General features: G+C 58.2%; 21 protein-coding genes and 1 tRNA gene. 12 read left to right on the forward strand and 10 right to left on the reverse strand.

Going from position 1 to position 26,341, the window contains the following annotated elements:
• Nucleotides 1–71 precede the first annotated feature (71 nt).
• Nucleotides 72–1,397 (forward strand): Nramp family divalent metal transporter, encoded by a 1,326-nt coding sequence (locus tag AT6N2_RS02190; RefSeq protein ID WP_209088124.1) that lies wholly within the window; start codon nucleotides 72–74, stop codon nucleotides 1,395–1,397.
• A 133-nt stretch (nucleotides 1,398–1,530) separates the two neighbouring features.
• Here the strand turns inward: AT6N2_RS02190 and AT6N2_RS02195 are convergent, their stop codons facing one another.
• The 6 genes from AT6N2_RS02195 to AT6N2_RS02220 all read right to left on the reverse strand — a co-directional run bounded on the left by AT6N2_RS02195 (nucleotide 1,531) and on the right by AT6N2_RS02220 (nucleotide 9,998).
• The gene (locus tag AT6N2_RS02195) at nucleotides 1,531–2,109 is read right to left on the reverse strand and encodes a Swt1 family HEPN domain-containing protein (RefSeq protein ID WP_209088127.1); all 579 of its coding nucleotides are present in this window, start codon (nucleotides 2,107–2,109) and stop codon (nucleotides 1,531–1,533) included.
• Entirely contained in the window at nucleotides 2,099–2,719 is a 621-nt protein-coding gene (locus tag AT6N2_RS02200) for a DUF5343 domain-containing protein (protein WP_209088129.1), read from the reverse strand. The genes AT6N2_RS02195 and AT6N2_RS02200 overlap by 11 nt, the downstream gene beginning before the upstream one ends.
• Nucleotides 2,720–2,830: 111 nt before the next feature.
• Complete coding sequence (locus tag AT6N2_RS02205) at nucleotides 2,831–6,649, reverse strand: vitamin B12-dependent ribonucleotide reductase (RefSeq protein ID WP_209088132.1); 3,819 nt, start codon at nucleotides 6,647–6,649, stop codon at nucleotides 2,831–2,833.
• A gap of 828 nt (nucleotides 6,650–7,477) precedes the next feature.
• Nucleotides 7,478–7,975, reverse strand: coding sequence for a xanthine phosphoribosyltransferase (gpt, locus tag AT6N2_RS02210; protein ID WP_063949108.1), 498 nt, complete (start codon nucleotides 7,973–7,975; stop codon nucleotides 7,478–7,480).
• A 290-nt stretch (nucleotides 7,976–8,265) separates the two neighbouring features.
• Entirely contained in the window at nucleotides 8,266–9,111 is an 846-nt protein-coding gene (locus AT6N2_RS02215; RefSeq protein WP_063948831.1) for a universal stress protein, read from the reverse strand.
• Between the two features lie 95 nt (nucleotides 9,112–9,206).
• Nucleotides 9,207–9,998 carry a competence/damage-inducible protein A gene (locus tag AT6N2_RS02220; RefSeq protein ID WP_063948832.1) on the reverse strand — a complete coding sequence of 264 codons (792 nt, stop codon included), beginning with the start codon at nucleotides 9,996–9,998 and terminating at the stop codon, nucleotides 9,207–9,209.
• Between the two features lie 280 nt (nucleotides 9,999–10,278).
• Between AT6N2_RS02220 and wrbA the strand changes: the two genes are divergently transcribed.
• A complete protein-coding gene (gene wrbA / locus AT6N2_RS02225; RefSeq protein WP_063949109.1) occupies nucleotides 10,279–10,878 on the forward strand; it encodes an NAD(P)H:quinone oxidoreductase type IV in 600 nt (199 codons plus the stop codon).
• A gap of 485 nt (nucleotides 10,879–11,363) precedes the next feature.
• On the opposite strand, the gene AT6N2_RS02230 is transcribed toward wrbA, so the two are convergent.
• Nucleotides 11,364–11,609, reverse strand: a complete 246-nt coding sequence (locus tag AT6N2_RS02230) for a DUF982 domain-containing protein (protein ID WP_144574042.1) — start codon at nucleotides 11,607–11,609, stop codon at nucleotides 11,364–11,366.
• A gap of 94 nt (nucleotides 11,610–11,703) precedes the next feature.
• On the reverse strand, nucleotides 11,704–12,009 hold the full coding sequence (locus tag AT6N2_RS02235; protein ID WP_144574044.1) for a hypothetical protein: 306 nt from the start codon (nucleotides 12,007–12,009) through the stop codon (nucleotides 11,704–11,706).
• 646 nt (nucleotides 12,010–12,655) lie between these two features.
• On the opposite strand from AT6N2_RS02235, the gene AT6N2_RS02240 reads away from it, so the two are divergent.
• The 8 genes from AT6N2_RS02240 to exoR all read left to right on the forward strand — a co-directional run bounded on the left by AT6N2_RS02240 (nucleotide 12,656) and on the right by exoR (nucleotide 21,793).
• Nucleotides 12,656–12,808: a DUF3309 family protein gene (locus AT6N2_RS02240; RefSeq protein WP_003495626.1), complete on the forward strand. Its 153-nt coding sequence runs from the start codon at nucleotides 12,656–12,658 to the stop codon at nucleotides 12,806–12,808.
• Nucleotides 12,809–13,048: 240 nt separating this feature from the next.
• Nucleotides 13,049–13,122, forward strand: a tRNA-Cys gene (locus AT6N2_RS02245).
• Nucleotides 13,123–13,211: 89 nt separating this feature from the next.
• Entirely contained in the window at nucleotides 13,212–13,409 is a 198-nt protein-coding gene (locus AT6N2_RS02250; RefSeq protein ID WP_144576286.1) for a hypothetical protein, read from the forward strand.
• A gap of 183 nt (nucleotides 13,410–13,592) precedes the next feature.
• The gene (locus tag AT6N2_RS02255; RefSeq protein WP_209088138.1) at nucleotides 13,593–14,264 is read left to right on the forward strand and encodes a protein-L-isoaspartate O-methyltransferase family protein; all 672 of its coding nucleotides are present in this window, start codon (nucleotides 13,593–13,595) and stop codon (nucleotides 14,262–14,264) included.
• Nucleotides 14,265–14,647: 383 nt separating this feature from the next.
• Nucleotides 14,648–15,637: a DUF2497 domain-containing protein gene (gene popZ, locus AT6N2_RS02260; RefSeq protein WP_209088141.1), complete on the forward strand. Its 990-nt coding sequence runs from the start codon at nucleotides 14,648–14,650 to the stop codon at nucleotides 15,635–15,637.
• A gap of 216 nt (nucleotides 15,638–15,853) precedes the next feature.
• The gene (locus AT6N2_RS02265) at nucleotides 15,854–18,697 is read left to right on the forward strand and encodes a valine--tRNA ligase (protein WP_209088144.1); all 2,844 of its coding nucleotides are present in this window, start codon (nucleotides 15,854–15,856) and stop codon (nucleotides 18,695–18,697) included.
• A gap of 453 nt (nucleotides 18,698–19,150) precedes the next feature.
• Entirely contained in the window at nucleotides 19,151–20,443 is a 1,293-nt protein-coding gene (locus AT6N2_RS02270; protein WP_063948839.1) for an outer membrane protein transport protein, read from the forward strand.
• 555 nt (nucleotides 20,444–20,998) lie between these two features.
• Entirely contained in the window at nucleotides 20,999–21,793 is a 795-nt protein-coding gene (exoR, locus tag AT6N2_RS02275; protein ID WP_063948840.1) for an exopolysaccharide production regulator ExoR, read from the forward strand.
• A gap of 41 nt (nucleotides 21,794–21,834) precedes the next feature.
• Here exoR and xth read toward each other — a convergent pair whose 3' ends face one another.
• Both xth and erpA read right to left on the reverse strand, forming a co-directional pair.
• On the reverse strand, nucleotides 21,835–22,632 hold the full coding sequence (gene xth / locus AT6N2_RS02280) for an exodeoxyribonuclease III (protein ID WP_209088147.1): 798 nt from the start codon (nucleotides 22,630–22,632) through the stop codon (nucleotides 21,835–21,837).
• Nucleotides 22,633–22,728: 96 nt separating this feature from the next.
• A complete protein-coding gene (erpA, locus tag AT6N2_RS02285) occupies nucleotides 22,729–23,061 on the reverse strand; it encodes an iron-sulfur cluster insertion protein ErpA (protein ID WP_022556278.1) in 333 nt (110 codons plus the stop codon).
• A gap of 214 nt (nucleotides 23,062–23,275) precedes the next feature.
• On the opposite strand from erpA, the gene AT6N2_RS02290 reads away from it, so the two are divergent.
• Both AT6N2_RS02290 and argS read left to right on the forward strand, forming a co-directional pair.
• The gene (locus AT6N2_RS02290; protein WP_209088150.1) at nucleotides 23,276–24,493 is read left to right on the forward strand and encodes a deoxyguanosinetriphosphate triphosphohydrolase; all 1,218 of its coding nucleotides are present in this window, start codon (nucleotides 23,276–23,278) and stop codon (nucleotides 24,491–24,493) included.
• A 75-nt stretch (nucleotides 24,494–24,568) separates the two neighbouring features.
• Nucleotides 24,569–26,326, forward strand: a complete 1,758-nt coding sequence (gene argS, locus AT6N2_RS02295; RefSeq protein WP_209088154.1) for an arginine--tRNA ligase — start codon at nucleotides 24,569–24,571, stop codon at nucleotides 26,324–26,326.
• Nucleotides 26,327–26,341 lie beyond the last annotated feature (15 nt).

Here is a 26,341-nt window from a genome sequence, read left to right on the forward strand (position 1 = left end):
GCGTCCTGCGTCTCTTTATGCGAATGATTTGCAATTGCATTAATCAGATTTCCGTTCAGAAAGCGCATAGTATGGACAAGCCAGTCTTTGGATGGCGACGAAACGGCGACGATCTTTCATTGTCCGATGTTCACTCCTCGATCCGGATCAAGCCGAATGCCGGCACGTTTCGCCGGGCCATGGCCTTTTTCGGCCCCGGCTATCTCGTTGCCGTCGGTTATATGGATCCCGGAAACTGGGCGACGTCGCTCGCCGGCGGCTCGAAGTTCGGCTATACGCTGCTGACGGTTGCGCTGGTCTCGAACATCATGGCGATCGTGCTGCAATCGCTCTGCGCCCGTCTTGCAATTGCCTCCGGCCGCGACCTCGCCCAGGCCTGCCGTGACGCCTATCCGAAACCGGTGGCGATGCTGCTGTGGCTGCTTGCGGAAATCGCCATCATCGCCACCGATATTGCCGAGGTCATCGGCACGGCCATCGGCCTTAACCTCATCTTCGGCATTCCGCTCGAACTCGGCGTTCTCATCACCGCGCTCGATGTGTTCCTGATCCTTTATCTGCAGAGGCTCGGTTTCCGCTGGGTGGAGGCGCTGGTCATCACGCTGCTTGGCGTCATCGCCGTGTGTTTCGCCATTCAGGTGGCGCTCGCCGATCCTGACTGGGGGCAGGTAATTCTTGGTTTTGCGCCGACGACCGAGATCGTCACCAATCCTGACATGCTCTATCTCGCACTCGGCATTCTCGGCGCGACCGTCATGCCGCATAATCTCTATCTGCATTCGGGCATCGTGCAGACCCGCGAAATCGGCGAAACGATTGCCGAAAAACGCGAGGCGCTGAAATTCGCGACCCTCGATTCCACCGTCGCGCTGATGTTCGCGCTCCTCATCAACGCCTCGATCCTCATTCTGGCGGCGGCGACCTTTTACAAGGCGGGACAGACCAATGTCGCCGAACTCGGCGAGGCGCATAATCTGCTGGCGCCTCTGCTCGGCCTTGCCATTGCGCCGACGCTGTTCGGCGTGGCGCTTTTATGCTGCGGCATCAATTCCACCGTCACGGCAACGCTCGCCGGCCAGATCGTGATGGAGGGTTTCCTCAAGATGCAGCTCGCCCCATGGCTGCGCCGCCTCATCACCCGCGCCATCGCCATCATCCCCGCAGCCGGCGTGACGATATTTTATGGCGAGAGCGGCACGGGCGAACTGCTGATCCTGACGCAGGTGGTCTTAAGCCTGCAACTCTCCTTCGCCGTCTTCCCGCTTGTCATGTTCACCGGTGACAAGGCCAAGATGGGCGAACTGCGCTCACCGCTCTGGCTCTCGGCGTTCGCGTGGCTGATTGCGGTGGTGATTGCGGCGTTGAATGTGAAGTTGCTGATGGATTTTATGGGGTGAGGCGGGTCAGGCTGCGCGTTTCAGGAGTGCGGCGGCCGTTCCTTTGGATCAACTGTAGTCGATGCGTGGCATTTAGAACGCTCGTCAATTAAGGCACGGTGGTAAAAACGGCTTCGCGACGTATCTATCAAGCTTAAAGCCCCACAACTCGGTTCCAGTCATTGATGTACATATATAGTCTTTGAAACTCGCTCGGAAGCAGCATTCTATTGTGCGCAATAAAATTTCTAACCCTCTCCATTTCGTCCATGCGTTGTTTAAGCCAATGTTGAGAAGGTAATATCGGAAAATAATCCCATTTGTTTATAATGATTTGGGCTAAGTGGCCAAAGTCTACAAAGCCAAGCAAATCTGTGTTTTCGCCTTCAAGCCAAGAGTCTTGTATGGCGGCGCTTCGACGGGATTCGGCATGCCCTCTAATTTTCGGCGGTAGCTGCTCAATCCACTCTATTCCATCTTTTTCCAAGAGAGTGTCTCGAATGAAGTCGCGGACCGAATTTTCGAAGCAAAATAGAACGGCATAAAGCCTCGCCATTTCAAGTGCTCGATTGCGAAGAGACACGCTGAAGGGCGACAAAGCTTCGGCAAGTAGTTTTTCTTCAGCATCACGTTGGTCTGCCCCAACTTGAATCCCCGCCGACTGGAAATTGGCTGCCTCAGCTTCGAACATTAGCCCGCGAAAAAGGAAGTCTCTAAGCTCCTTAGTGGTCATATAGATGTTCTCTGAGGGACTTAAAAATCGCGTTATATACTTCCACGTCTTTTGTGGCTGGTAAGTGAATTTGAATGTTGTAGTGAAGGCCGGGTGGAGGTCTATGGCTAACGTGCCCTGTGGGGGCTACCATTCGATCCAAAACATTTGCCGACGGCTCGGATGACACTTCATTTTTGGTAACATTTCCACCTTTGAAGTCTGCTAGCTCGCAAAGTGCCAAGAATGTTTTTGTCATCAAGCCAGCAACATTATCGTTTGTATTGTGGTAGCTTTTAAATTTTCCAAGTATTGATGATTTATCTGAGTTTGACGGAATTTCTTTTATAAGAAAGATGTCTGAGTATGCCTCCCGAAGAGCTTCCGCCATCACTTTTTCGGATCGAGAATGATCACGATAAGTGTGATATCTTGAAGTGGGTTTACCATCGGGTGAAAGAAACCCAAGCGCTTTCAATAGAGGAATAAAGGCTCTGTCATTCGACGAGCCAAAGCCCCAATCTTTAAGAAGCTGCGTGGTGAATTGTTCCGGCGCTTGGCCGCTTTTGATTTTTTCAAAAAACTCTCTCACTCGTCCCGAGCCGACTAGATATGTATTTGTAAGTGACAAAGTCTAGACCTCCTCAATAAAAATCCCCGCGATGAACTAAATCACAGCGGGGATATATTCTGCTTAACTTAAGCTAGTGGAAAGTGGTTGCGCTACTTATCCCTGTATTTCTCAGCTGCAACCGCTCGTAGCACCGCAAGTATCGCACTTCTCGCAAGTGCCGTTCCGCACCATCGTGAAGTTCTGGCATTCCGAGCACATGTTGCCCGTATAGCCTTGAGCGATCGAGCGCATGCGGCGTTCGTTTTCCACCTTTTTGGCTTCCGTCTTGGCTGACGCTGCGTCTGCGGCGGCCTTGTCGGAGAAGAGGGCGGTCGCGGTCTGCTGGGATTCCTGGACGACCTCGTCGATCACCTCTTCGGCGATTTCTTCGGCCAGTTCCTTGGCGCGCTCTTCATAGTCCCGCTTGAAGGAGACGATTTCGGAGGTTGCGATGGCGACTGTCGGTTCCAGCTTGCGGGCGGCGGAGCCGGCGAAAGCCGTTACGTTGGCCGAGGCGCGGGCAGGGGCTGCCGTTGCCGAACCCTTGGGCTCGGAAGCGGTGCGTTCGCCGTCATTGCGGGACACGATGGTCGGCTTGTAACCGCGGGTCCAGCCGGTGGAAACGAGGTTGGTCTTGCCTTCCTGGATACCCTTGCCGAGCGCCGTGTTGGAGAAGTCGGACGTATCGACATGGGCGAGATCGTGGCGGCCGAGATAGGAGACGGCGAGTTCGCGGAACACGTAGTCGAGGATCGACGTGGCGTTCTTGATCGCGTCGTTGCCCTGCACCATGCCGGCCGGTTCGAACTTGGTGAAGGTGAAGGCCTCCACATATTCTTCCAGCGGCACGCCATATTGCAGACCGAGCGAAATGGCGATGGCGAAGTTGTTCATCATCGCGCGGAAGGCGGCGCCTTCCTTGTGCATATCGATAAAGATTTCGCCGATGCGGCCGTCACCGAATTCGCCGGTGCGCAGATAGACCTTGTGACCGCCGACAGTTGCCTTCTGGGTGTAACCCTGACGGCGGTTCGGCAGCTTTTCACGCTCGCGCGAAACACGCTCAACGACGCGTTCAACGATCTTTTCGGTGATCGTCACGGCCTGCTGGGCGAGCGGCTGCTGGATCAGTTCTTCAACGAAGTCTTCGTCGTCCTCGTCTTCCACCAGCGAAGCGTTGAGCGGCTGGGAAAGCTTGGAGCCATCGCGGTAAAGGGCATTGGCCTTCAGCGCCAGCTTCCAGGAGAGCATGTAGGCTGCGCCGCAATCCTCAACCGTCGCATCGTTCGGCATGTTGATCGTCTTGGAGATCGCGCCCGAGATGAAGGGCTGAGCCGCCGCCATCATGCGGATATGCGATTCGACCGAGAGATAACGCTTGCCGATCTTGCCGCAGGGGTTGGCGCAATCGAAGACCGCCAGGTGTTCGTTCTTCAGGAACGGTGCGCCTTCCAGCGTCATCGCGCCGCAGACGTGCACGTTGGCCGCTTCGATGTCCTTCTTGCCGAAGCCGAGGTGCTCGAGCAGGTTGAAGCTCATGTCGGAGAGCTGCTCGTCGGAAACCTTCAGGGTTTCCTTGAGGAAGTCGGCGCCGAGCGTCCACTGGTTGAAGACGAACTTGATGTCGAAGGCGCTCTTCAGCGCGCCATTGATGGCCTCGATCTTCTCATCGGTGAAGCCCTTGGCCTTCAGCGTCGAGGGGTTGATGCCGGGAGCCTGGTTGAGATTGCCATGGCCGACGGCATAGGCCTCGATCTCGGCGATCTGGCTTTCGGAATAACCGAGCGACCGCAGCGCATCCGGAACGGCGCGGTTGATGATCTTGAAGTAGCCGCCGCCGGCGAGCTTCTTGAACTTCACCAGCGCGAAGTCGGGCTCGATGCCGGTCGTGTCGCAATCCATCACCAGGCCGATCGTGCCGGTCGGTGCGATAACGGTCGTCTGGGCGTTGCGGTAGCCGTGCTTTTCACCAAGTTCCAGCGCCTTGTCCCAGGCGGCTGTCGCGTGGGCGATCAGGTCTTGATCCGGGCAGTCGCCATGGATGAGCGCGACCGGGTTGACCGACAGGCCCTCATAACCGTCCGACTGGCCAAGGGCGGCGCGGCGGTGGTTGCGGATGACGCGCAGCATGTTGTCGCGGTTCGGCGCAAAGCCCGGGAAGGGGCCAAGCTCGCCGGCCATTTCGGCCGAGGTGGCATAGGACACGCCGGTCATGATGGCAGTCAGCGCACCGGCAATGGCGCGGCCTTCGGCGCTGTCATAGGGAATGCCCGAGGACATCAGGAGGCCGCCGATATTGGCGTAACCGAGGCCGAGGGTGCGGTACTCATAGGAGAGTTCGGCAATCTGGCGCGAGGGGAACTGCGCCATCATGACGGACACTTCGAGCACCACGGTCCACAGACGAACGGCGTGTTCGTAATCGGCGATATCGATGCGCTTCGTCGCCTGATCCTTGAACTGCAGAAGGTTCAGCGAGGCGAGGTTGCAGGCCGTGTCGTCGAGGAACATGTATTCCGAGCACGGGTTAGAAGCGCGGATGGGGCCGGCCGCCGGCGAGGTGTGCCAGTCGTTCATCGTCGTGTTGAAGTGCAAACCCGGATCGGCAGACGCCCAGGCGGCGTGGGAAATCTTTTCCCAGAGGTCGCGGGCCTTCAGCGTCTTCATGACCTTGCCGTCCTTGCGGGCGGTGAGGTTCCAGTCGCCGTCATTTTCGACAGCGCGCAGGAAATCGTCCTTCAGCGAGACGGAGTTGTTGGAGTTCTGGCCGGATACCGTGAGGTAGGCTTCCGAATCCCAATCCGTGTCGTAGGTCTTGAACTGGATGTCCTTGTAACCCTGCTCTGCGAACTGGATGACGCGCTTGACGTAGTTTTCCGGCACCATGTCCTTTTTGGCAGCGCGGATTTCGCGCTTCAGGGCAGGGTTCTTGGCCGGGTCGAAGCAGTCTCCATTGTCTGCTTCGCAGTTGACGCAGGCCTTCATGATCGCCTTCAGGTGCTTGGCGACGATCTTGGAACCGGTGACGAGCGCGGCAACCTTCTGCTCCTCGTTCACCTTCCAGTCGATATAGGCTTCGATATCCGGGTGGTCGGCATCAACGACGACCATCTTGGCCGCACGGCGGGTCGTACCGCCGGACTTGATGGCGCCGGCTGCGCGGTCGCCGATCTTGAGGAAGCTCATCAGGCCTGAGGACTTGCCGCCGCCGGAGAGTTTTTCGCCTTCGCCACGCAGATAGGAGAAGTTGGAGCCGGTGCCGGAGCCGTATTTGAACAGGCGCGCTTCGCGCACCCACAGGTCCATGATGCCGCCTTCATTAACGAGGTCGTCCTCAACGGACTGGATGAAGCAGGCATGCGGCTGCGGATGTTCGTAAGCGGACTTGGACTTGGTCAGCTTGCCGGTGAACGGGTCGACATAGAAGTGGCCCTGGCCGGGACCATCGATGCCATAGGCCCAGTGCAGGCCGGTGTTGAACCATTGCGGGGAGTTGGGAGCAACACGCTGGGTGGCGAGCATATAGGCAAGCTCATCCTTGAAAGCGGACGCATCTTCTTCGGACGAGAAATATTTGCCCTTCCAGCCCCAATAGGCCCAGGTGCCGGCCAGACGATCGAAAACCTGGCGTGCATCGGTTTCGGAGCCGTAGCGCTCGGCTTCCGGAACGTCCTTCAGCGCCTTTTCGTCGGCAACGGAGCGCCACAGGAAGGAAGGAACATCGTTCTCTTCGACCTTCTTCAGGAACTTCGGCACGCCGGCCTTGCGAAAATATTTCTGCGCCAGAACGTCGGTCGCAACCTGGCTGAACTGCGCGGGAACGTCGATGTCAGCCAGACGGAACACGATGGATCCATCCGGGTTCTTGATTTCACTGACGGCCTTGCGGAAGTCGATCTCCGCGTAAGGCGATTGGCCGGGCTTCGTGAAGCGGCGTTCAATGCGCATGGTTTCTGTCCTCGTCCATTGGGGCGCCCGGTGAAGGGCGCAAAAATCCGATCCAGCCGTGCGATGCCTTCGCGCAGCCGGTTGTTGCCGATCTGATAGGGATGTTCATCCTTGGATGCCACCCCTGTATCTCGTGTTTAAGATGGCTGCAAGCCTACTATATATAGTATTAACACATTCTTGCTGCCAGTCCCCGCGTGATGTTTTTGGCGGTTCCACACGGCGCAGAAAAGCCATCGGCGAACCGCCCCCTCATGGCCGGGACGCCGTCTGGACACGCGCGCTCAAGATGGAAAAGAACCGGCCTCGTTACTTTCCGGTCCGTTGCCGCCGCAACATAAGTGTCACTTTCCTCTCGTGACACAGATTCGTCAAGCCATAGATTGAAACCCATTTTTAACCACAAGATATTGTGTGGAGTGCCTGTGGAAAACGGGGATAGGAAAAGCGAATAGAAAAATCAGTGACTTGGCGGGAAAATTTGAAGCTTGCGCGAGGCTGGTTTCCGCAACGGAAAGGCAAAACCCTGCATTTCCGGGGTGAGGCATAATGGCGACACTGCGGTTTTTCCGTGTTTTTCGCATTTGTCAGAAAAGACGTTTCTCCACAAAAAACCGCCCTCGGTGGGGCGGCGAAAGAGTGGATATTGCGGGGGGGCGAAGTTCGCGCGGTTGTTGCATCCGCACTCCGTCACCCCGGACCAGATCCGGGGTCCAGCGCGATCAAGTCCTTGATCGCGAACGACTTTCTCACGGCGCAGACGCGCCGTGGCTGAATTCCGGCTCAAGGCCGGAATGACGGAAGAGAAATGGGTTCCCCTGTGGGCACTCAGCCGCGCGACCCCTTGGCGATCGGCTCCTGATAGGTGAAGCCCATGTCCCAGGGGAAATAGATCCAGGTGTCCTGGCTCACTTCGGTGACGAAGGTATCGATGGTCGGCACACCCTTCGGCTTGGCGTAAACGCAGGCAAAATGCGCTTTCGGCAGCATCTCGCGCACTTCGAGCGCCGTTTTGCCGGTATCGGTGAGGTCGTCGACGACAAGCACGCCTTCGCCGGCGTCGGCCGTCAACTCGGGGGCTACGCCCTTCAGGAGAACCGTATCGCCCTGGTTGACGTAGTCATGGCGCGTGGCGATGCAGACGGTGTCGATCAGGCGGATGTTGAGTTCACGGGAAATGATCGCCGCCGGAACGAGGCCGCCGCGGGTGATACAGACGATCGCGCGAAACTCTTTGTCGAGGCCGGCAAGACGCCAGGCGAGCGCACGGGCGTCGCGGTGAAACTGGTCCCAGGAAACGGGAAAGGCTTTATCGGGAAGGGACATGTCGTCTACCATCTGGTCAAAATTGTCGATGGCTTTGGCTAATAGCGGCAAGACAGGCAAAAAGGCAAGAGTTCCGCAAAAAGGTGAGTGCGGGAGATTACGGCTTGGTTCTTCTCCCCACGTGGGAGAAGGTGGCCCGAAGGGCCGGATGAGGGGGCAACGGTAGAGATATGCGGAGAGCTTGCCCCTTATCCCGCTGCCGCGGACTTCTCCCCCTCGGGGAGAAGAAACAAGCGGCAATCGCCCGCTTCATGTCGGATGTTGAGGGGTTATCCGCACCCGATCCATTTTCAACGCGACAGCAGTGTCATCGCAGTCATGGAATCGAGCAGCGTGCGGGTGACGCCGCCAAACAGCAGTTCCCACCAGCGAGAATGGCCGTAGGCGCCCATGACAAGAAGGTCGATGCTGTTGTCGGAGAGGCGGTTCTCGATGGCAGCCTGCGCCGAAATTCCGGCGATCTTTTCCTGCGAGGTGACGGTGACATTGACACCGTGGCGGGCAAGCGTTGCGGCGAGTTCGGTGCCGGCGAGACCCGCAGACTGCGTTTCGCTTTCGGCCTGGTCGACAGAGAAGATTTCGACGCTATCGGCGGCTTTGAGAAAGGGCAGGGCATCGAAGGTGGCGCGGGTTGCCTCGCGCGAGCCGTTCCAGGCGATCAGGACCCGTTTGATCGGTTTGGCAACCGTCAGCACATGCGGAACGAGGAGAACGGGACGACCGCTTTCGTAGAGGAAACTGTCGATATCCGTGCGGCTGTCTGATAGTGCTGAGGAATTGCTCTGGCGGGCGACGATGAGGTCGGCGCAGCGGGCGCTGTCAATCGCGGCAGACGAGGCGTAGCCAACGGATGTGACGAAGCTGCGCCATTCATGCGAGATGCCGTTTTCTGACAGCGTGCGCTCAAAAATCGTGCCGACATCGGTGGTTTCCTTATGCGCCACATCCTGCAGCGCCTGCACGGTGGCGGGATCGGGGATTTCCATCGGTGCGACGAGTGGAACGGCGGCCAGCGTTTCCATGTGCAGGCCGATCACATGTGAGGAAAACTGGTCGGCAAGGCCGACCACGAATTCGCCGAGCTTCTGCGTGTTCGAAACATTGTCGACCACTGCCAGGATCGTTTTGTAACCCATTTTTCTCTCCTCGGTGACATTTCGTTGCTGTTGGGGAGAATGGCCGTCTTTGCTGATGGCCACCTTGATTTTGGTCAATGTCGCACACGTTCGCCTCAGGCGGTGGCATCACCCTTGCTGGCGGCCAGTTGCTTCTCCTGGCCGATCGCTTCGATCATGGCCGCCACGGCATCCGCGGCCGCCTTCAGCACGCCGGCATCGCGGGCGCGCACGACGATTTCGGTTGAAAATCGCTGCCCGTCATATTTCGGGTAGGAACCGATGCTGGTTTCGGGATGGGCCTTCTGGATAGCCGTCAGCGGCGTGCCGATATCGCCTTCGCCATAGGGCGAGCGCACCGCCTGCGACATGACCTTGGCGCCGGTGCGCAGGGTCGGCATGACATTGTCGAGCATGGCCTGGAATACCTGCGGCACACCGGCCATGACATAAACATTGCCGATGATGAAGCCGGGGGCGACGGAAACGGGATTGGCGATATGGGCCGCGCCTCTGGGCATGCGCGCCATGCGCTTGCGCGCCTCGGTGAACTCCATCTCGCGGGCGCGATACATGTCCCCCAGCAGGCGCAATGCCTCGGCATCGTGTTCGCAGGGCAGGCCAAACGCCGCAGAAACCGCATCCGCGGTGATGTCGTCATGGGTCGGGCCGATCCCACCTGATGTGAAGACGTAATCGTATCGGCTGCGCAGCGCATTGAGTGCGTCGACGATCGCATCTTCCTCATCGGCAACAATGCGCACTTCCTTGAGGTCAATGCCGGACATGGTCAACACATCCGCAAGGTGGCCGATGTTCTTGTCCTTGGTGCGGCCGGACAGAAGCTCGTCGCCGATGGCGAGCATGGCGGCGGTGACAACGGAAGAGGTGGAGGAGGGACTGGACATGGGTGCACTCGTGAGCTGTTTTTATGTGACGTTAGACCCGCGCCAGCGCGAATGCAAAGCTGTTTTAAAGAAACGCAGAATATGGAATTATTTGACGATGGCCTGGAGTGTTCAGTGATCGTGAACAGTGCGTATGCCAATCACCGGCTGGTGAGATAGCGGCCCGTCCGCTACTCTTTTGTCATACGGTTTTTACAGGTTAAGGCCGATGATCATCGAGTTTTTAAAGAAGCTTGTCGCCGGTACGCCGGAAACAGTTCCAGCAAAGGAAACGCAGAGAATGACGAAGGTTCTGGTACTCTATTATTCCTCCTACGGCCATATTGAGAAAATGGCCTATGCAGTTGCCGAAGGCGTGAAGTCCACCGGCGCAGAAGCGGTGGTAAAGCGCGTTCCCGAACTGGTTCCGGAAGAAGTCGCCAAGTCCTCGCACTTCAAGATGGATCAACCTGCACCCGTAGCGACGGTGGATGAACTGGCCGAATATGACGCCATCATCGTCGGTGCCGGCACACGTTTCGGCACGGTTGCCTCGCAGATGCGCAACTTCTGGGACCAGACCGGCGGCCTTTGGTTCAACGGGAAGCTCGTCGGCAAGGTCGGCTCGGCCTTTACCTCGACAGCCACCCAGCACGGCGGTCAGGAATCGACCATTCTCGGTTTCATTCCCACATTCCTGCACCATGGCATGGCCGTTGTCGGTCTGCCCTATGCATTCCAGGGCCAGATGGGCGTCGATGAAATCAAGGGCGGTTCGCCTTATGGCGCTTCCACCATCACCGATGGGGACGGGTCCCGCCAGCCTTCGGAGATCGAACTGGAAGGCGCGCGGTTCCAGGGAGCCCATGTGGCGAAGATTGCCGCCAAGCTTTCTGCCTGAGCCTGAGCCAAACCCTCGCAAAAAAGAAATGCGGCCCAAAAGGCCGCATTTTCTTGCCCCGGCGGTATTTAGAGCCGGGCCGTCCGATAATTTATCAGGAGCTTCAGATCGGCAGATTGACCATCAAAAGGCAACTCGCGACCACGACGCCGATCATCGAAATTTCAAGAAAACTGTTAAGACCGTCACGCATATCAATCCTCCTTGTGATAGGCGAAAAGAGAACGATCAGAGCTTGCGGCAGTTCCATGACGGAAGAACGAAATTCAGGATTTTTTAAGACGTTCCTGACGGTCGCGACGTCGCGCCTTAGCCGGTGACAACAAAGGCGACGACGAGATGGCCGATCAACCCGATCGCCAGGCAGGAAAGAAGAAATATAAACAGTGCTTTTTTCATGTTCGACAATGCTTCCGTCTGTTGCGATTGGTCGAGCAAGCCACCGGCAGAATGGCGGCACCTAACTGGCCTACGCTGCGAGAATATCAGGCCTTGAGATCAAGACCCGCTTCGACTGCTGCCGCGATGAAGGCCTTGCGGGCATCCTCAGGCTTTTTGCGACCGGCATCGACGGCGGCGCAAACGAGAAGCGCCCTGTCGAGCGCCTCGCCATCCTCGATCGGCCAATCCTCGATCAGCGCCCATGAGGCCGCCTGTGTGGTGTCGATGCTCGTGTACTCGCCCGGCGTTTCAAAGGCGATCAGAACGGGTTTCTGCCAGCGCGTATTCATCGCCTATCCATAATGGTTGTCGTGCCCGGCTCTAAACCAAGCGGCTGGCCTGCGCAATGCCGTCAGCGGGCCAATTCAGCCGGCGAGGGTGCGGTCAGTCGTCGCGCCCGAATAGCCAGTCACGGATGATGCGGCGGTCAATGAGTTCCAGCGAGCGATCGGGCGCAATGCGGTAGGTCTCGACGGCCCTCGTGCTGCCATCGATGCGGAACTCGTGCTTGAAGGTGCTTCCGATCGGCGATTTCGTCAGCTTTGTGCGCGGCTGTCCCCGATAGGTGATGCTGCCGGGAATGGGCTCGACATAGGGCGCCGGACCGACATAAGCGCCGGGCCCTCCGGTGCTGCATCCGGCGAGTAAGAGTGCAAGGGCTATTGTGGCCGATGATGCGAGCGTTCTCATCCTGTCCTCCCGAATACGAGCCCGAATACGCCAGTAAAAACGATATGAAGGCACGGCGGTTCCCCAAGACGCGCGCCCTCAGATGAATTCCGGCGCTACTTGCGCTTCGGACCCTGAATATCGTGGGCGACCCAGCGAAAGAAAAAGTAGATGAAGAGCGCAAAGATGAAAAGCGGGATGAGGTTTGCAAAACCGGACATGTGATTCTCGTTTCTCCCTCCCGGTCCCGGTCTAGCCGCAGCAAAGCCGTGAAGGCAAGGGAAAGGCGAACGTGGCTGCTCACATATTAGTGTTTTCGCATGTCGGTTGGGAGCCCGCGGGGAAGGGGCGGGAGAGATCCGGCGCACTGCCAGCGATGCCAGATCTCTCCGTCTCCCGCCGGTTTCCTGGAACGGGCGACTGGGTTGAATATGAACAACAACTGCCGATAGATATAGGCTGAGAAATCACCTCGAAAAAATTGTATTTTCGGCCGCGTCCTGTACAGCGCCATCGTTCCGATCAGCATAGACGCGGCTGGATGTAACTCGTTGAAACAGAACGGGATGTCGACCAGAATTTCGCTGTCGAAACCGCAGCAAGGGGAACTTTTTGTTCGCCAAGACATTTAGCCGGGCAGATACATGCCAACAGTGGAGGGTTACACATGCTCGGCACCATCCTTGTCATCCTGCTCATTCTGTTTCTGATCGGCGCATTGCCGAGTTGGGGATACCATAATTACGGTTACGGTCCGTCGGGCGGTCTCGGACTGGTTCTGGTGATCGTCCTGATCCTCGTGCTGCTCGGGCGTATTTAAGTCTCGCATCCAAGCAAATCGGCAGCAGCCCGTATCCGGCACATAAAACGCCGGCTACGGGCTCTGTTTTTCGAAATGATGCCTTGAACCAAAAAGCCTCGCAATCTGAGGCGCTTAACGGAAACGACCCTGCTGTGTGACCTCAGGGTCCGAAAAAACACCACATTCCGAATGAACCCTCTTGCGCCCATAATGGATTCGTTCTAAATGCCCGCCATCGCTTGATTGATGAGCGTGTGAGGCCTCGTGGCGGAGTGGTGACGCAGAGGACTGCAAATCCTTGTACCCCGGTTCAATTCCGGGCGAGGCCTCCAAAAAAACTCCCACATTGGTGTTTTGTTGTATCTCCGGTCCGCGGATGTTACGAGCGCATGCTGTCTTCGGCGGCCATGCGGGAGGAGACGTGGATCAGGGTGAGCGGGACATCGCGGGCGAGGGTGGCAAGAGAAGGCTTTGGCCGTGGCTGCTCGTGGGTTTTGTCAGTATCATGGCGATTTATGCCTATGTAACGACGGTCGAGATGATCGAAGAGACGGCGCGGCTCTGGAGCGATCTCGTGCAGCTGTTCTGGTGGATCATGCCTGACATTCCCGCTTCCTGACGACCTATCCTGCGTCGATTGCGAGAAATTTGCATCATTCGCCTGCGCTTTTTGAGACGGGAGCCGATGAGCGCGCTTGAAAGCGCAGCGTCTGCCAACTATGAGATTGTTCTAACGGCCGGCTGCATCTTCCGGCCTGGGCTCAATTTTGGCCCCTATCCTTGAAATTGAGGCGATAAGGACATGATGGATTTCGAAACCGCACGCGCCAATATGGTCGACAGCCAGCTGCGCACGACCGACGTAACGTCGCATTCGGTGCTCAAGGCGTTTCTGAGCGTGCCGCGCGAGGCGTTCGTGCCGGCCGGCGTGCGCCAGATTGCCTATGTGGACGAAGATCTCCAGATCTGTCCCGCCCGGGATGGCCGTCCGGCCCGTTACGTCATGAAGGCGTCGCCGCTGGCGAAACTTCTGCAGCTTGCCGCTGTTTCCAAGGAAGACGTGGTGCTGGAGATCGGTGGCGGTTGCGGCTATGCGGCCGCCATCCTGTCGCAACTTGCTGGTTCCGTCGTGTCGCTGGAGAGCGACGAAGCTCTTGCCGCGCAGGCAACCGAAACGCTGGCGTCCCTCGGCTACGACAATGTTGCCGTCGTCACGGGTGATCTGGCCAAGGGCTATGCGAGCGAAGCGCCTTACGATCTGATCTTCCTCAATGGCTCGGTGGAAGAAGTTCCGGCGGCGCTGACGGACCAGCTGCGCGACGGCGGACGCCTTGTCGTTGTTGTCGGATACGGCAATGCCGCAAAGGCCACCGTCTATCGCCGTGATGGCAATAGCACGTCTGCGGCGACTTTCTTTAACGCATCGGTCAAGCCGCTGCCCGGTTTCGCCAAGGCGGCCGAATTCGTTTTCTGATCGGCTGACGATCAGCTGACTTGTTAATGCCGGCGCGTATTTTTCGCGCCGGCTTTTTCATGTCCGAACCACTGTGCAGCACTTCTTCCCCGGTCCCCAGAGAAAGCTGTGCATCACCACGAAACGCATCGAATCAGTGATTTAGTTCCTGATGCTGCTGACTTACACTATGGGTGATTCGGGGTGTGCGTATTTCTGCCCCGTGAGACCTGGGACAGGGACAGCGGAGCGCCAAGGCACTTTTGCCCGTCATGTTTCAGAACATCGGCGCGACAACCATTTCGGTTGCCGCGAGGCGGTGTGCGAATTGAACAGGTCAAAGGCGCTTATGCCGTATCCAAGGGTGTGGCGGGTGCTTGAAAAAGTGGAAACCGGGGATTGATATGGCCCAGCCAAGCGTAGCGCGTGAACCGTCCATGGAGGAGATTCTGGCATCTATCCGCCGGATCATAGAGAGCAACGAACCCGGACCTGCCGGCGCGTTTTCGGGGCCCTTGCCGCCGGTTTACGATGATGAAGACGAGGCTGCGAGTGAGAGCCCGTTCCTTGCCGAGCCCATCAGCCCGCCGGCCCGCGTTCCCCCCGCCGCAAATCAGCCTTATGGTGCACGCCCCGCGCCGGAATTTTCGCCGGTTTCCGCAAGTGCGGTAAGCGAACGGCAGGAAACCGCCGCGGAAAAGACCATGTCGCTTGCCGATGTCGCCGCCCGTGTGCGTGCCGCGGCCGACCGCAATGCCGCCATGGGCCCGCAGGCTTTTGCTGCACAGGCGCAACGTGGCGCGGTTGAGATGACACCGTCTCCTGCCTCTGCGCCCTCGAATGCGTCGCAGCCAGTGTCCGCGGCTTCTTCGGAGCGCGCTGCACCCCAGCGTCCGACGGATGTCCGGCCGCTGATGGCGGCTGTTGCAGCCGCCGGTGTGGCTGAACAGCCTGCCCCCTTCGTCTCGGAAGATCGCGCCGCCGCTGCGGCCATCGAAAGCGCGCCGTCGCCGGAAAGCCGTTTTGACCAGCTCTCGTTGCGCGGCTCCATCGATGCGGCCCCGGCCGTGACGCAGGCAGACGCGTCAGCTCAGGAACCTGTCGTCGAGACGGCGACTTTCGAACCCGCTGAGGAGCTGGCGCCGGAAGAGACACATGGCGATAGCGGCCTCTCGCTCAACTTGATCTCCGCCGCTGCCGGTGCGCAGATTGCCCGGTCGTTCAGCGAACTGGCGGAGGTTTTCGACGGCGTCGAGCGGCGCTCGATCGAAGATATGGCTGCCGAGATGCTGCGCCCGATGTTGCAGGACTGGCTGGAAGACAATCTGCCGACGCTTGTTGAGCGTCTGGTGCGTGAGGAAATCGAGCGGGTGGCGCGCGGTTCGCGCCGCTGAATCCCGGTCTGCGCATCCGCAATTGCTGCTGATGCGATGAAACAGCGGCCGCTCCGGCAACGGGGCGGCTTTTTTGTTGAAGATGAAGGTGTTATGGGGTCATAGTTATCAGTGGGTCCGCTCAATGGTCGGCCAGCGGGTGGGTTTCTGTTGACTCTCTCCCGTCCATCCTTATTTAAAAAATCCACACAAGAACTCTAAAATTCAGGTCAGGAAATGCTCGAAAAGACCTACGATTCCGCCTCCGTCGAACCGAAAATTGCCAAAGCCTGGGACGAGGCTAACGCTTTTCGCGCCGGCGCCAACGCAAAACCGGGTGCGGAAACCTTCACCATCGTCATTCCGCCGCCGAATGTGACCGGCTCCCTGCATATGGGCCACGCGCTCAACAACACGCTGCAGGATATTCTGGTCCGCTTCGAGCGCATGCGCGGCAAGGACGTGCTGTGGCAGCCGGGCATGGACCATGCCGGCATCGCCACGCAGATGGTCGTCGAGCGCAAGCTGATGGAACAGCAGCTTCCCGGCCGCCGCGATATGGGCCGTGAGGCTTTCGTGGAAAAGGTCTGGGAGTGGAAGGCTGAGTCCGGCGGCCTCATCTTCAACCAGTTGAAACGTCTCGGCGCGTCCTGCGACTGGTCGCGCGAACGCTTCACCATGGATGAAGGTCTCTCCGAAGCCGTTCTCGAAGTTTTCGTCACGCTCTACAAGCAGGGCCTGATCTACAAGGACAAACGCCTCGTCAACTGGGATCCGAAGCTGCTGACGGCGATTTCCGACATGGAAGTCGAGCAGATCGAGATGAAGGGCAATCTCTGGCACCTGCGTTACCCGCTGGAAAAGGGCGTCACGTATCAATACCCCGTCGCTTTCGATGAGGAGGGCAAGCCCACCGAGTTCGAGACCCGCGATTACATCGTCGTGGCGACGACCCGTCCTGAAACCATGCTTGGGGATACCGGCATTGCCGTGAACCCGGAAGACGAGCGTTACAAGGGTATCGTCGGCAAGCATGTCATCCTGCCGATCGTCGGACGTAGGATCCCGATCGTTGCCGACGATTATGCCGATCCGACCGCCGGTACGGGTGCGGTCAAGATCACGCCCGCGCATGATTTCAACGATTTCGAAGTCGGCAAGCGTTGTGGCCTGCGTGCCATCAACGTCATGAATATCGACGGCACGATCACCATCAAGGAGAACGAGGATTTTCTCGAGGGTCTCAGCCATCCCGCAGCGTTGCATGGCGCGTGGGACCGTCTGGAAGGGCAGGATCGTTTTGCCGCGCGCAAGATTATCGTCGAAATCTTCGAGGAAGCCGGCCTGCTCGACAAGATCGAGCCGCACAAGCACGTGGTGCCGCATGGCGACCGTGGCGGCGTGCCGATCGAGCCGCGCCTGACCGACCAATGGTGGGTGGACAACAAGACGCTGGCCCAGCCGGCGATCGCCTCGGTTCGTGAAGGCCGCACCAATTTTGTGCCGAAGAACTGGGAAAACACCTATTTCCAGTGGATGGAGAACATCCAGCCCTGGTGCATCTCGCGGCAATTGTGGTGGGGACACCAGATTCCGGCATGGTATGGCCCCGACGGGCAGGTCTTCGTTGAGAAGACCGAAGAAGAGGCGCTTCAGGCGGCCATCCAGCACTACATTGCGCATGAAGGCCCGTGGAAGGCCTGGGTTGAGGAGAAGCTTGAGAACTTCGCTCCCGGCGAAATCCTGACGCGAGACGAAGACGTGCTCGACACGTGGTTCTCGTCGGCGCTCTGGCCGTTCTCGACGCTCGGCTGGCCCGAGCAGACGCCGGAACTGGCGCGTTATTACCCGACCAACGTGCTGGTGACCGGTTTCGATATCATCCCATTCTGGGTGGTGCGGATGATGCAGATGGGCCTGCATTTCATGAAGGACGATGCCGGCAATCCCGTCGAGCCCTTCAGCACGGTCTACATCCACGCGCTGGTTCGTGACAAGAACGGCCAGAAGATGTCGAAGTCCAAGGGCAACGTCATCGACCCACTGGAGCTGATCGACGAATATGGCGCGGATGCGCTGCGGTTCACGCTGGCCATCATGGCGGCGCAGGGTCGCGACGTGAAGCTCGATCCGGCGCGTATTGCAGGGTATCGTAACTTCGGCACCAAGCTGTGGAACGCCACGCGCTTTGCCGAAATGAACGGCGTCAAGCGCGATCCGCATTTCATTGCCGAGACGGCGTCGCTGACCATCAACCGCTGGATCCTGACCGAGCTCGCCAATACGGCGCGCGACGTGACGGCGGCGCTCGAGGCCTTCCGCTTCAACGACGCGTCAGGCATTCTCTATCGCTTTGTCTGGAACCAGTTCTGCGATTGGTATCTGGAGTTGCTGAAGCCGGTCTTCGGCGGTGAAGACGAGCAGGCGAAGGCGGAATCGCAGGCCTGCGCGGCCTATGTGCTTGATGAAATCTACAAGCTGCTGCATCCCTTCATGCCCTTCATGACGGAAGAGCTGTGGGCCCATACCGCGGGCGAGGGCGTGGAGCGCGACAACCTGTTGTGCCTCACCGATTGGCCGGAGCCGGAATTCCGCGACGATGCCGCAGCCGCCGAAATCAACTGGCTGATCGACCTCGTGTCCGGCATTCGTTCGGCTCGCGCCGAGATGAACGTGCCGCCCGGCGCCACCGCCTCTCTCGTTGTTGTGGGGGCGAACACATCCACGGAAGCGCGGCTTGATCGCCATGCCGCCGCCATACGGCGCCTTGCCCGGGCGGACGAAATCCGCGCTGCCGACGTCGCACCGAAGGGCTCGGCGCAGATCATCGTCGGTGAAGCAACGGTCTGCCTGCCGCTCGGCAACCTGGTGGATCTGGCTGCTGAACAGGCGCGGCTCGAAAAGGCCATCGGCAAGGTGGATGCGGAAATGGAACGCATCGACAAGAAGCTCTCGAACGAGAAATTTGTGGCCAATGCCGATCCTGATGTCGTCGCCGCCGAGCGTGAGCGAAAGGCGGAGCTGGACGTTCAGCTGACGAGCCTTCGAACGGCACTGAAGCGCGTTAGCGAAGCCGGCTGATCCTCGCCATCATAAACAAGCACGACAAATCAAGCGCCCCGCATCAAGCGGGGCGCTTTTGCGTTTTGCCAACTCCTGGAATGTTGCGTCGCAGCGTCGAATCGTCACCTGTACATGGCAGGCCAATTTCAAGGGCAGGCCACGAAAATCATCGCTGGGAAGCGAAATAAGCTAATAAAAACGGTCCCATAACGGGGTTTTTTAGCGAAACTTTCGACTGTGGTTATTTGGCGACAATTCCGCTCATGCGTAGTCGATTGTTTCATTTCGCGACGGGATTATCCCAAGGGATTAGAAAAATAACCTAAAATGACTAATTCAAGGCTTACTTATGAAATTCTTACGTAAAATATGAGGCAGTGTCGCAGAACTGTGCCACTGTGCTGAAGATTGTCATTTGCCTCAAAGCCCTTCACTCTTTTGATGATCACATTGCCTTGATTGGGGAGAGAGATGGCAAAAACTGCAATTTTTCGCGGCGCGGTATGTTTCGCAGTCAGCATTGCGGCGGTAACGCCTTCACTGGCCGGCGGTCTTGAGCGCGGCGGTTATAATATCGATCTGCTGTTCGATCCGTCCGATTACGTTCTGGACAGTTCCGCAACCTTCGTCGCGCCGCAGCGCAAGGTTGAGAATGCACGGGACAATCCCAACAAGAGCCCGACCAGCCCGGTTCCGATCCCGCTGCCATCCAGCTGGAGCACGACCGCCGATGATGGCGAAAATTACTGGACGACGCGCGTTGGCGCCAAGGCGGCTATCGGTGATTTCGGCGACTGCATGTTCGATTATTCGCAGCCGTGGGGTGCGGATCTCAATCCGGGCATCTGGCAGGGCTCCAGCTATAATATCGAAACCAAGGTTAAGTCGCATAATTACGCAACGACTTGCCGCGTGAAGTTCGATCTGGGCAAGGGCGATTTCTCGATCATTGGCGGCGGTTTCTATCAGGAACTGAGCGGCTACAAATATCGTCAGGTCGTTTCGCCCATCGCACTGGCTGCAAATGGCATCCCGACGTCGATCTATAACGGCATCGGCAAGCTGGACATGGAAGGCGATGGCTGGGGCTGGCGCGCCGGCGTGGCCTACGAAATTCCTGAAATCGCGTTCCGCACGAGCCTTGTTTACAACAGCGCGGTGGACGTTGATCTGACGGGTAACGTCAATCTGACCAATCTGCCGATCGGCCTTAATCCGATTTCAGGCCGCATCACGCCCGTCTACGGCAGTGTGTCCATGCCTGATAGCATCGAGTGGAAGGTACAGTCGGGTATTGCGCCCGGCTGGCTCGCTTTCGGTTCGGTGAAGTGGACAGACTGGAGCCAGATCCAGACGATCCCATTCTGCGCCATCGGTTCGCCCACCTGCGTTGCGGGAACGCCGAGCGCGATCAATACGCTCGACCTCTTCTATCGTGACGGTTGGACGATCTCGGGCGGTATTGGCCACAAGTTCAACGAACAGTGGAGCGGCGCCGTCAGCCTGACGTGGGATCGCGGCACCTCGACTGTCATCGGCACGCAGACCGACACCTGGATGCTTGGCACGCAGCTCGTTTATTCGCCCAACAAGAACGTCGAGTTCAAGATTGCCGGTGCGCTCGGTTTGCTCACCTCCGGCAGCTCGTCCATTGGCGGTGCCCCTTGCGGTCCGCTGGGCGCACGTTGCGGCGATGAAGCAGGTTACTCCTTCGGCAACGATCTCGTTGCAGCCATCTCGACCGGCGTGAAGGTCAAGTTCTGAAGGCTTTCAACGTAAGTTGCTAAAATAAAGGTCCGGTTTACCAACCGGACCTTTTTTCATGCGCGACCTGTCATTTCTGTCAGATAAAAGTTTCTGGCCCGGGAGTTTTGTGACGATTTGGCAACACTTTTCTGCAAGCGTGTGGTCGCGTTGGAATGTGAGCATATCTGTCCATTTCCCGCCACAAACAGAGTGCTTGGCTGATGTTTAGAGGCGCGGGAATGAAAGAACATGCGGGCGTTTGATGTGGGCCTGTGGAGTTGCAAAAAGTGAAAACGGGTTTGGATTCAGGGTTTAAGCAAGTAACACGGGAAATTGGCCCGGCTTTCTTGTTTGACACTGGTCGGCGAGCGGGGAAATGCCGTGATATTGCCGGAAATTATGCCTATACCTGTCTTGACGAGAATTTGGAGCAATGACCGCAGATGACCACCGGTGGTGCGCTGGAAAGTGCTGCCGGAGAGGCGCAGTGTGTTCGAAAAATCGCGGCCCGGCGGGGTTCATATTCCGCAAGGATTGGCGTCATGCCGGGAAGAGTGAGAGAAGTTCGCTGAAATGCTGAAATGTGAAGCCAACGTTTTAAAGCCGCTCTTCATGGGCATGTTGCTTGCGTCGCTCGCAATGCCGGTTCTGGCTTTTGACATCAATGCGGGCGTGACGAAGGAGTCTGGTCCTTTCGACCTGTTCAAGTTCGGCTTCAAGGCCTACAAGAACGGCAACAAGGACGAAGCCGTCGAGGCTTATCGTTATGCGGCCGAGAAGGGCCATACCGGTTCGCGCTGGGCGCTTGCCAATATGTATGCCTATGGCGACGGCGTCGCCAAGAATGATTTCGAAGCTTTCAAGATTTACAGCGAAATTGCCAGCCAGGGCGTAGAGCCCGGGTCGGAAGACACCGGCTTTTTCGTCAATGCGCTGCTGTCTCTGGCCGATTATTACCGCCACGGTATTCCCGGAAGCCCCGTCAAAATGGACCTTTCACAGGCGCGGCAGCTTTATTTTCAGGTCGCCTCCACCTTTGGCGTCGCGGAAGCGCAGTTCCGGCTGGCGGAGATGATCCTCGCCGGTGAGGGCGGGCGCGCGGATGTGCAGCAGGCCAAGAAGTGGCTCAACCAGGCCCGCAAGCACGGCCATGCCGGCGCCATGTCGATCTTCGGCAACCTGATCTTTCAGGAAGGCCAGACGACGCAGGGGCTCGCCTTCATGACGGCGGCGCTCGACAAATGCACGGCGGCGGACTGTACCTGGATTCAGAACCTGCAGGAGCAGGCATTTTCGCTCGCCGGCGAGAATGACCGCCGGGCTGCCATTGCGCTTGCGCAGAACATGCAGTTCAACGACCCGGATTGAACGGGTCGATCAGGCGTTCTTTTTCGCATGCCGCGAGCCGGTCAGTTGGCCGGACTAAAATCGAAATAACCGCAAACCGGGACGTGGTCGGACGGTTTTTCCCAGCCACGAACGTGTTTTTCAATGCTGACGGTTTCCAGCCTGTCGGCCGCTTCCGCTGACAGCATCAGATGATCGATGCGGATGCCGTTGTTTTTCGGCCATGCGCCGGCCTGATAATCCCAGAAGGAATAAAGTCCTGCTTCATCGGTGGTCGCGCGCGCGGCGTCGGTCAGGCCGAGGTTTTCGAGTTTGCGGAAGGCTTCTCGGGTCTTCGGCAGAAACAAGGCGTCGCCTTCCCACACGCGTGGGTCGTGGCAATCGAAGGGTTCGGGGATTACGTTGTAATCTCCGGCGAGAATGAGCGGCTCTTCGAGTGCCAGCCTCTCTTCGGCAAAACGCCGCAGGCGCTCCATCCAGGCAAGCTTGTAGGGATATTTGACCGGATCGTCAGGCGGGTTGCCGTTCGGCAGGTAAAGCGAGCAGACGCGGATCGCGCCCCCTTCGACGGAAAACACGCCTTCGATGAAACGGGCCTGCTCGTCGGCATCATCGCCCGGCAGGCCACGATTTACCTCATCGGGTTTGACTTTCGAGAGCAGGGCGACCCCGTTGAATCCTTTTTGGCCATGGGTCTCGATGTGATAACCAAGCGCCTCAATCTCCAGCCGGGGAAATCCTTCGTCGACCGACTTGATTTCCTGAAGGCAGACGATGTCAGGTGACGAATCCTTCAGCCACTGGCAGAGGTTTTCGATACGCGCCTTGACGCCATTGATGTTCCAGGTGGCAATCTTCATCGGAGTTTCCCTTTTGTGGAGGTACTTTTACCCGATGGAAAAGCGAATGCCACCGTTTTTGAAAAACGGTGGCGAGGATGTGGTGGATAGATATCGTCAGATCGAGAAGCTGGTGCCACAGCCGCAGCTTGCCACGGCATTGGGGTTCTTGATCTGGAAAGACTGGCCCAGCAGATTGTCGACGAAGTCGATTTCCGAGCCGGCCATATAGACGACCGAAAGGCTGTCGATGAGCACCTTGGCATCGCCGCGGGCGATCACGATGTCGTCATCGGCCGGGTTTTCGGCCAGGTCGAACTTGTAGGAGAAGCCCGAGCAGCCGCCGCCTTCGACGGAGACGCGCAGCGCCTGTTTGCCGGCATCTGCTGCAACGATCTGCGCGATTCGTTTTGCTGCCGCTTCCGAAAGGGTAATGTCGCTGTTTTCCATGTCGTTCCTCCTGCCGGGGTCAAGATCCGGAGAGCAATAATCTCGTTGCCACTATTATAAACCGGTCAAATTAACGGTCTATAGCCTGTGTAAGGGGGTCTGCGCGGCGATGATGCTTTGCGCTGACCTCTGCGATAGGTATGAAGGGTGAATGAAAAGGTCAATGGCCGGGACCAAAAGGACGTCGCGGCCTTGGAAAGTAACAGGTGGATGCATGATCATAGACCAGCGCGCATTGGGTTTCGGAAGTGGGGAGAGGGCGGTCTTCGCCTCGGATCCATGGACGACGCGCGGACGTCTTTTTCCCGAAGAGGGAAGCCTGACGCGTTCCGAGTTCCAGCGGGACCGTGACCGGATCGTCCACACGACAGCCTTTCGCCGCCTGAAGCACAAAACGCAGGTCTTCATCAGCCCCGATGGCGACCATTATCGCACGCGTCTCACCCACACCATCGAGGTGGCGCAGATCGCCCGCGCGCTCGCCCGTGCGCTGAAGCTGGATGAGGATCTGGCCGAGGGCGTGGCGCTGGTGCATGATTTCGGCCACACGCCCTTCGGCCATACCGGCGAAGACGCGCTGGATGCGGTGTTGCTGCCCTATGGCGGCTTCGACCATAACGCCCAGTCGCTGCGCATCGTCACCAAGCTGGAGCGCCGTTATGCCGAATATGACGGCATCAACCTGACCTGGGAAACGCTGGAAGGCCTCGTCAAGCACAATGGCCCGCTGGTGAATGCGGAGGGCGAGGGCATAAAAGGTCCGGTTCCGCTGCCCATCCTCGAATATTGCCAGCTGCAGGATCTCGAGATCGGCAGCTATGCCAGCCTCGAGGCGCAGGTGGCGGCAATTGCCGACGACATCGCCTACAATACCCATGACATCGATGACGGTCTGCGTGCCGGTTATCTCAGCTTTGAAATGCTGGAGGAGGTGCCATTCCTCAGCGGCTTGATGGCGCAGGTGCGCGCGAAATATCCTGTTCTCGACAAGGAGCGTTTCGCCAACGAGATCATGCGGCGGCAGATCACCCACATGGTTGAGGATGTGATCGGCGTGGCGCAGCAGAATCTTGCCCGGCTGAAGCCGCAGCGGGCTGCCGACATCAGGGCCGCGGATTTTACTGTCGCGACCTTTTCGCCCGAGATGGCCGAGACGGACCGGCAGATCAAGAAGCTGCTCTTTGCCCATATCTACCGGCACCCGGACATCATGCGCATCCGCGCCGGCGCTACGCAGATCGTCACCGATCTTTTCCACCGTTATATGGAGATGCCGGCGGAAATGCAGAGCCACTACTGGGTGGACAGCATTTCCGGCATGAGCGTGGCCGCGAAAGCGCGGCATGTGGGCGACTATCTGGCGGGCATGACCGACAGTTATGCACTGCGCGCCCACCAGCGGCTGTTTGACCGCACCCCCGATTTGAGATAGGGCAGCGGGCGATCGCGAAGCCCGACCGGCTAATATACCGGACATGAACAGAAGCCCTTCGCGCAGGTTGGAACGATGAACATTTTTGCCGATTTCGATACCAGGATCAAAAACGCGCTCGAGACGCTCGACCTCGTGAAAGAGAACCGCGAAAAGGTCGATTTCAGTCGAATTACCGTCGAATCCCCGCGCGATCTCAGCCACGGCGATGTCGCGACCAATGCAGCCATGGTGCTCGCCAAGCCGCTCGGCACCAATCCGCGGGCGCTGGCCGAACTCATCGTGCCGGCGCTTCAGGCGGATGGCGATGTCGATAGCGTCAATGTCGCCGGTCCCGGCTTCATCAATCTCAAGGTTTCGGTCGGTTACTGGCAGCGCCTTCTCGCCGACATGATCGGGCAGGGCATCGATTTCGGCCGCTCCACCATCGGTGCCGGCCAGAAGATCAACGTCGAATATGTCTCGGCCAACCCGACCGGCCCGATGCATGTCGGCCATTGCCGTGGCGCCGTTGTGGGCGACACGCTGGCGAACCTGCTCGCCTTTGCGGGTTATGGCGTTACCAAGGAATATTACATCAACGATGCCGGCTCGCAGATCGATGTGCTGGCCCGCTCCGTGTTCCTGCGTTATCGCGAGGCGCTGGGCGAGGATATCGGCACCATTCCGTCCGGTCTCTATCCGGGTGACTATCTCGTTCCGGTTGGACAGGCGCTCGCCGATGAATATGGCATCAAGCTGCGCACCATGCCTGAAGAAAAATGGATGCCGATCGTCAAGGACAAGGCCATTGATGCGATGATGGCGATGATCCGCGAGGATCTGGCGCTTCTCAACGTCCGGCACGACGTGTTCTTCTCGGAGCGCACGCTGCATGAGGGCAATGGCGGGCCGATCCTCTCGGCGATCAACGACCTCACCTTCAAGGGCCATGTCTACAAGGGCACGCTGCCGCCGCCGAAGGGCGAATTACCTGATGACTGGGAAGACCGCGAACAGACCCTGTTTCGCTCCACCGAAGTGGGCGACGACATGGACCGTGCGCTGATGAAGTCGGATGGTTCCTACACCTATTTCGCCGCCGACGTCGCCTATTTCAAGAACAAGTTCGATCGCGGCTTTTCCGAGATGATCTATGTGCTCGGCGCCGACCATGGCGGTTACGTCAAGCGTCTGGAAGCCGTTGCGCGCGCCGTCTCTGAGGGCAAGTCCAAGCTGACGGTTCTTCTGTGCCAGCTCGTCAAGCTGTTCCGTGACGGCGAGCCGGTGAAGATGTCAAAACGCTCCGGCGATTTCGTCACGCTGCGCGATGTCGTTGACGAAGTCGGTCGCGATCCCGTGCGATTCATGATGCTTTACCGGAAGAATTCCGAGCCGCTGGACTTCGATTTCGCGAAAGTGACCGAACAATCGAAGGATAATCCGGTATTTTATGTGCAATATGCGCACGCTCGCTGCATGTCGATCTTCCGGCAGGCGCAGGAGGCGTTTCCGGACTTGTCCCCATCGGCGGAAGACATGGCAAGGTCCGTTTCTTTAATTAGCGATATCAACGAGTTGCAGCTGGTTGCTAAGCTTGCCGAATATCCGCGTCTGATCGAATCTGCGGCCCTTTCACACGAGCCGCACAGGCTTGCTTTTTACCTCTATGATCTGGCCAGTTCCTTCCACGGACACTGGAACAAGGGCAAAGACAATCCGGAATTACGTTTTATTAACGATAAAAACCGAGAATTAAGCATTGCCAGACTCGGGCTGGTGAATGCTGTCGCAAATGTTTTGAGGTCCGGCCTCACGCTTTTAGGAGCGGACGCACCTGCTGAAATGCGATAACATCTCACCATTATT

This window comes from Agrobacterium tumefaciens, from assembly GCF_017726655.1.
In the GTDB taxonomy this organism is placed as follows: Bacteria; Pseudomonadota; Alphaproteobacteria; order Rhizobiales; family Rhizobiaceae; genus Agrobacterium; species Agrobacterium tumefaciens_B.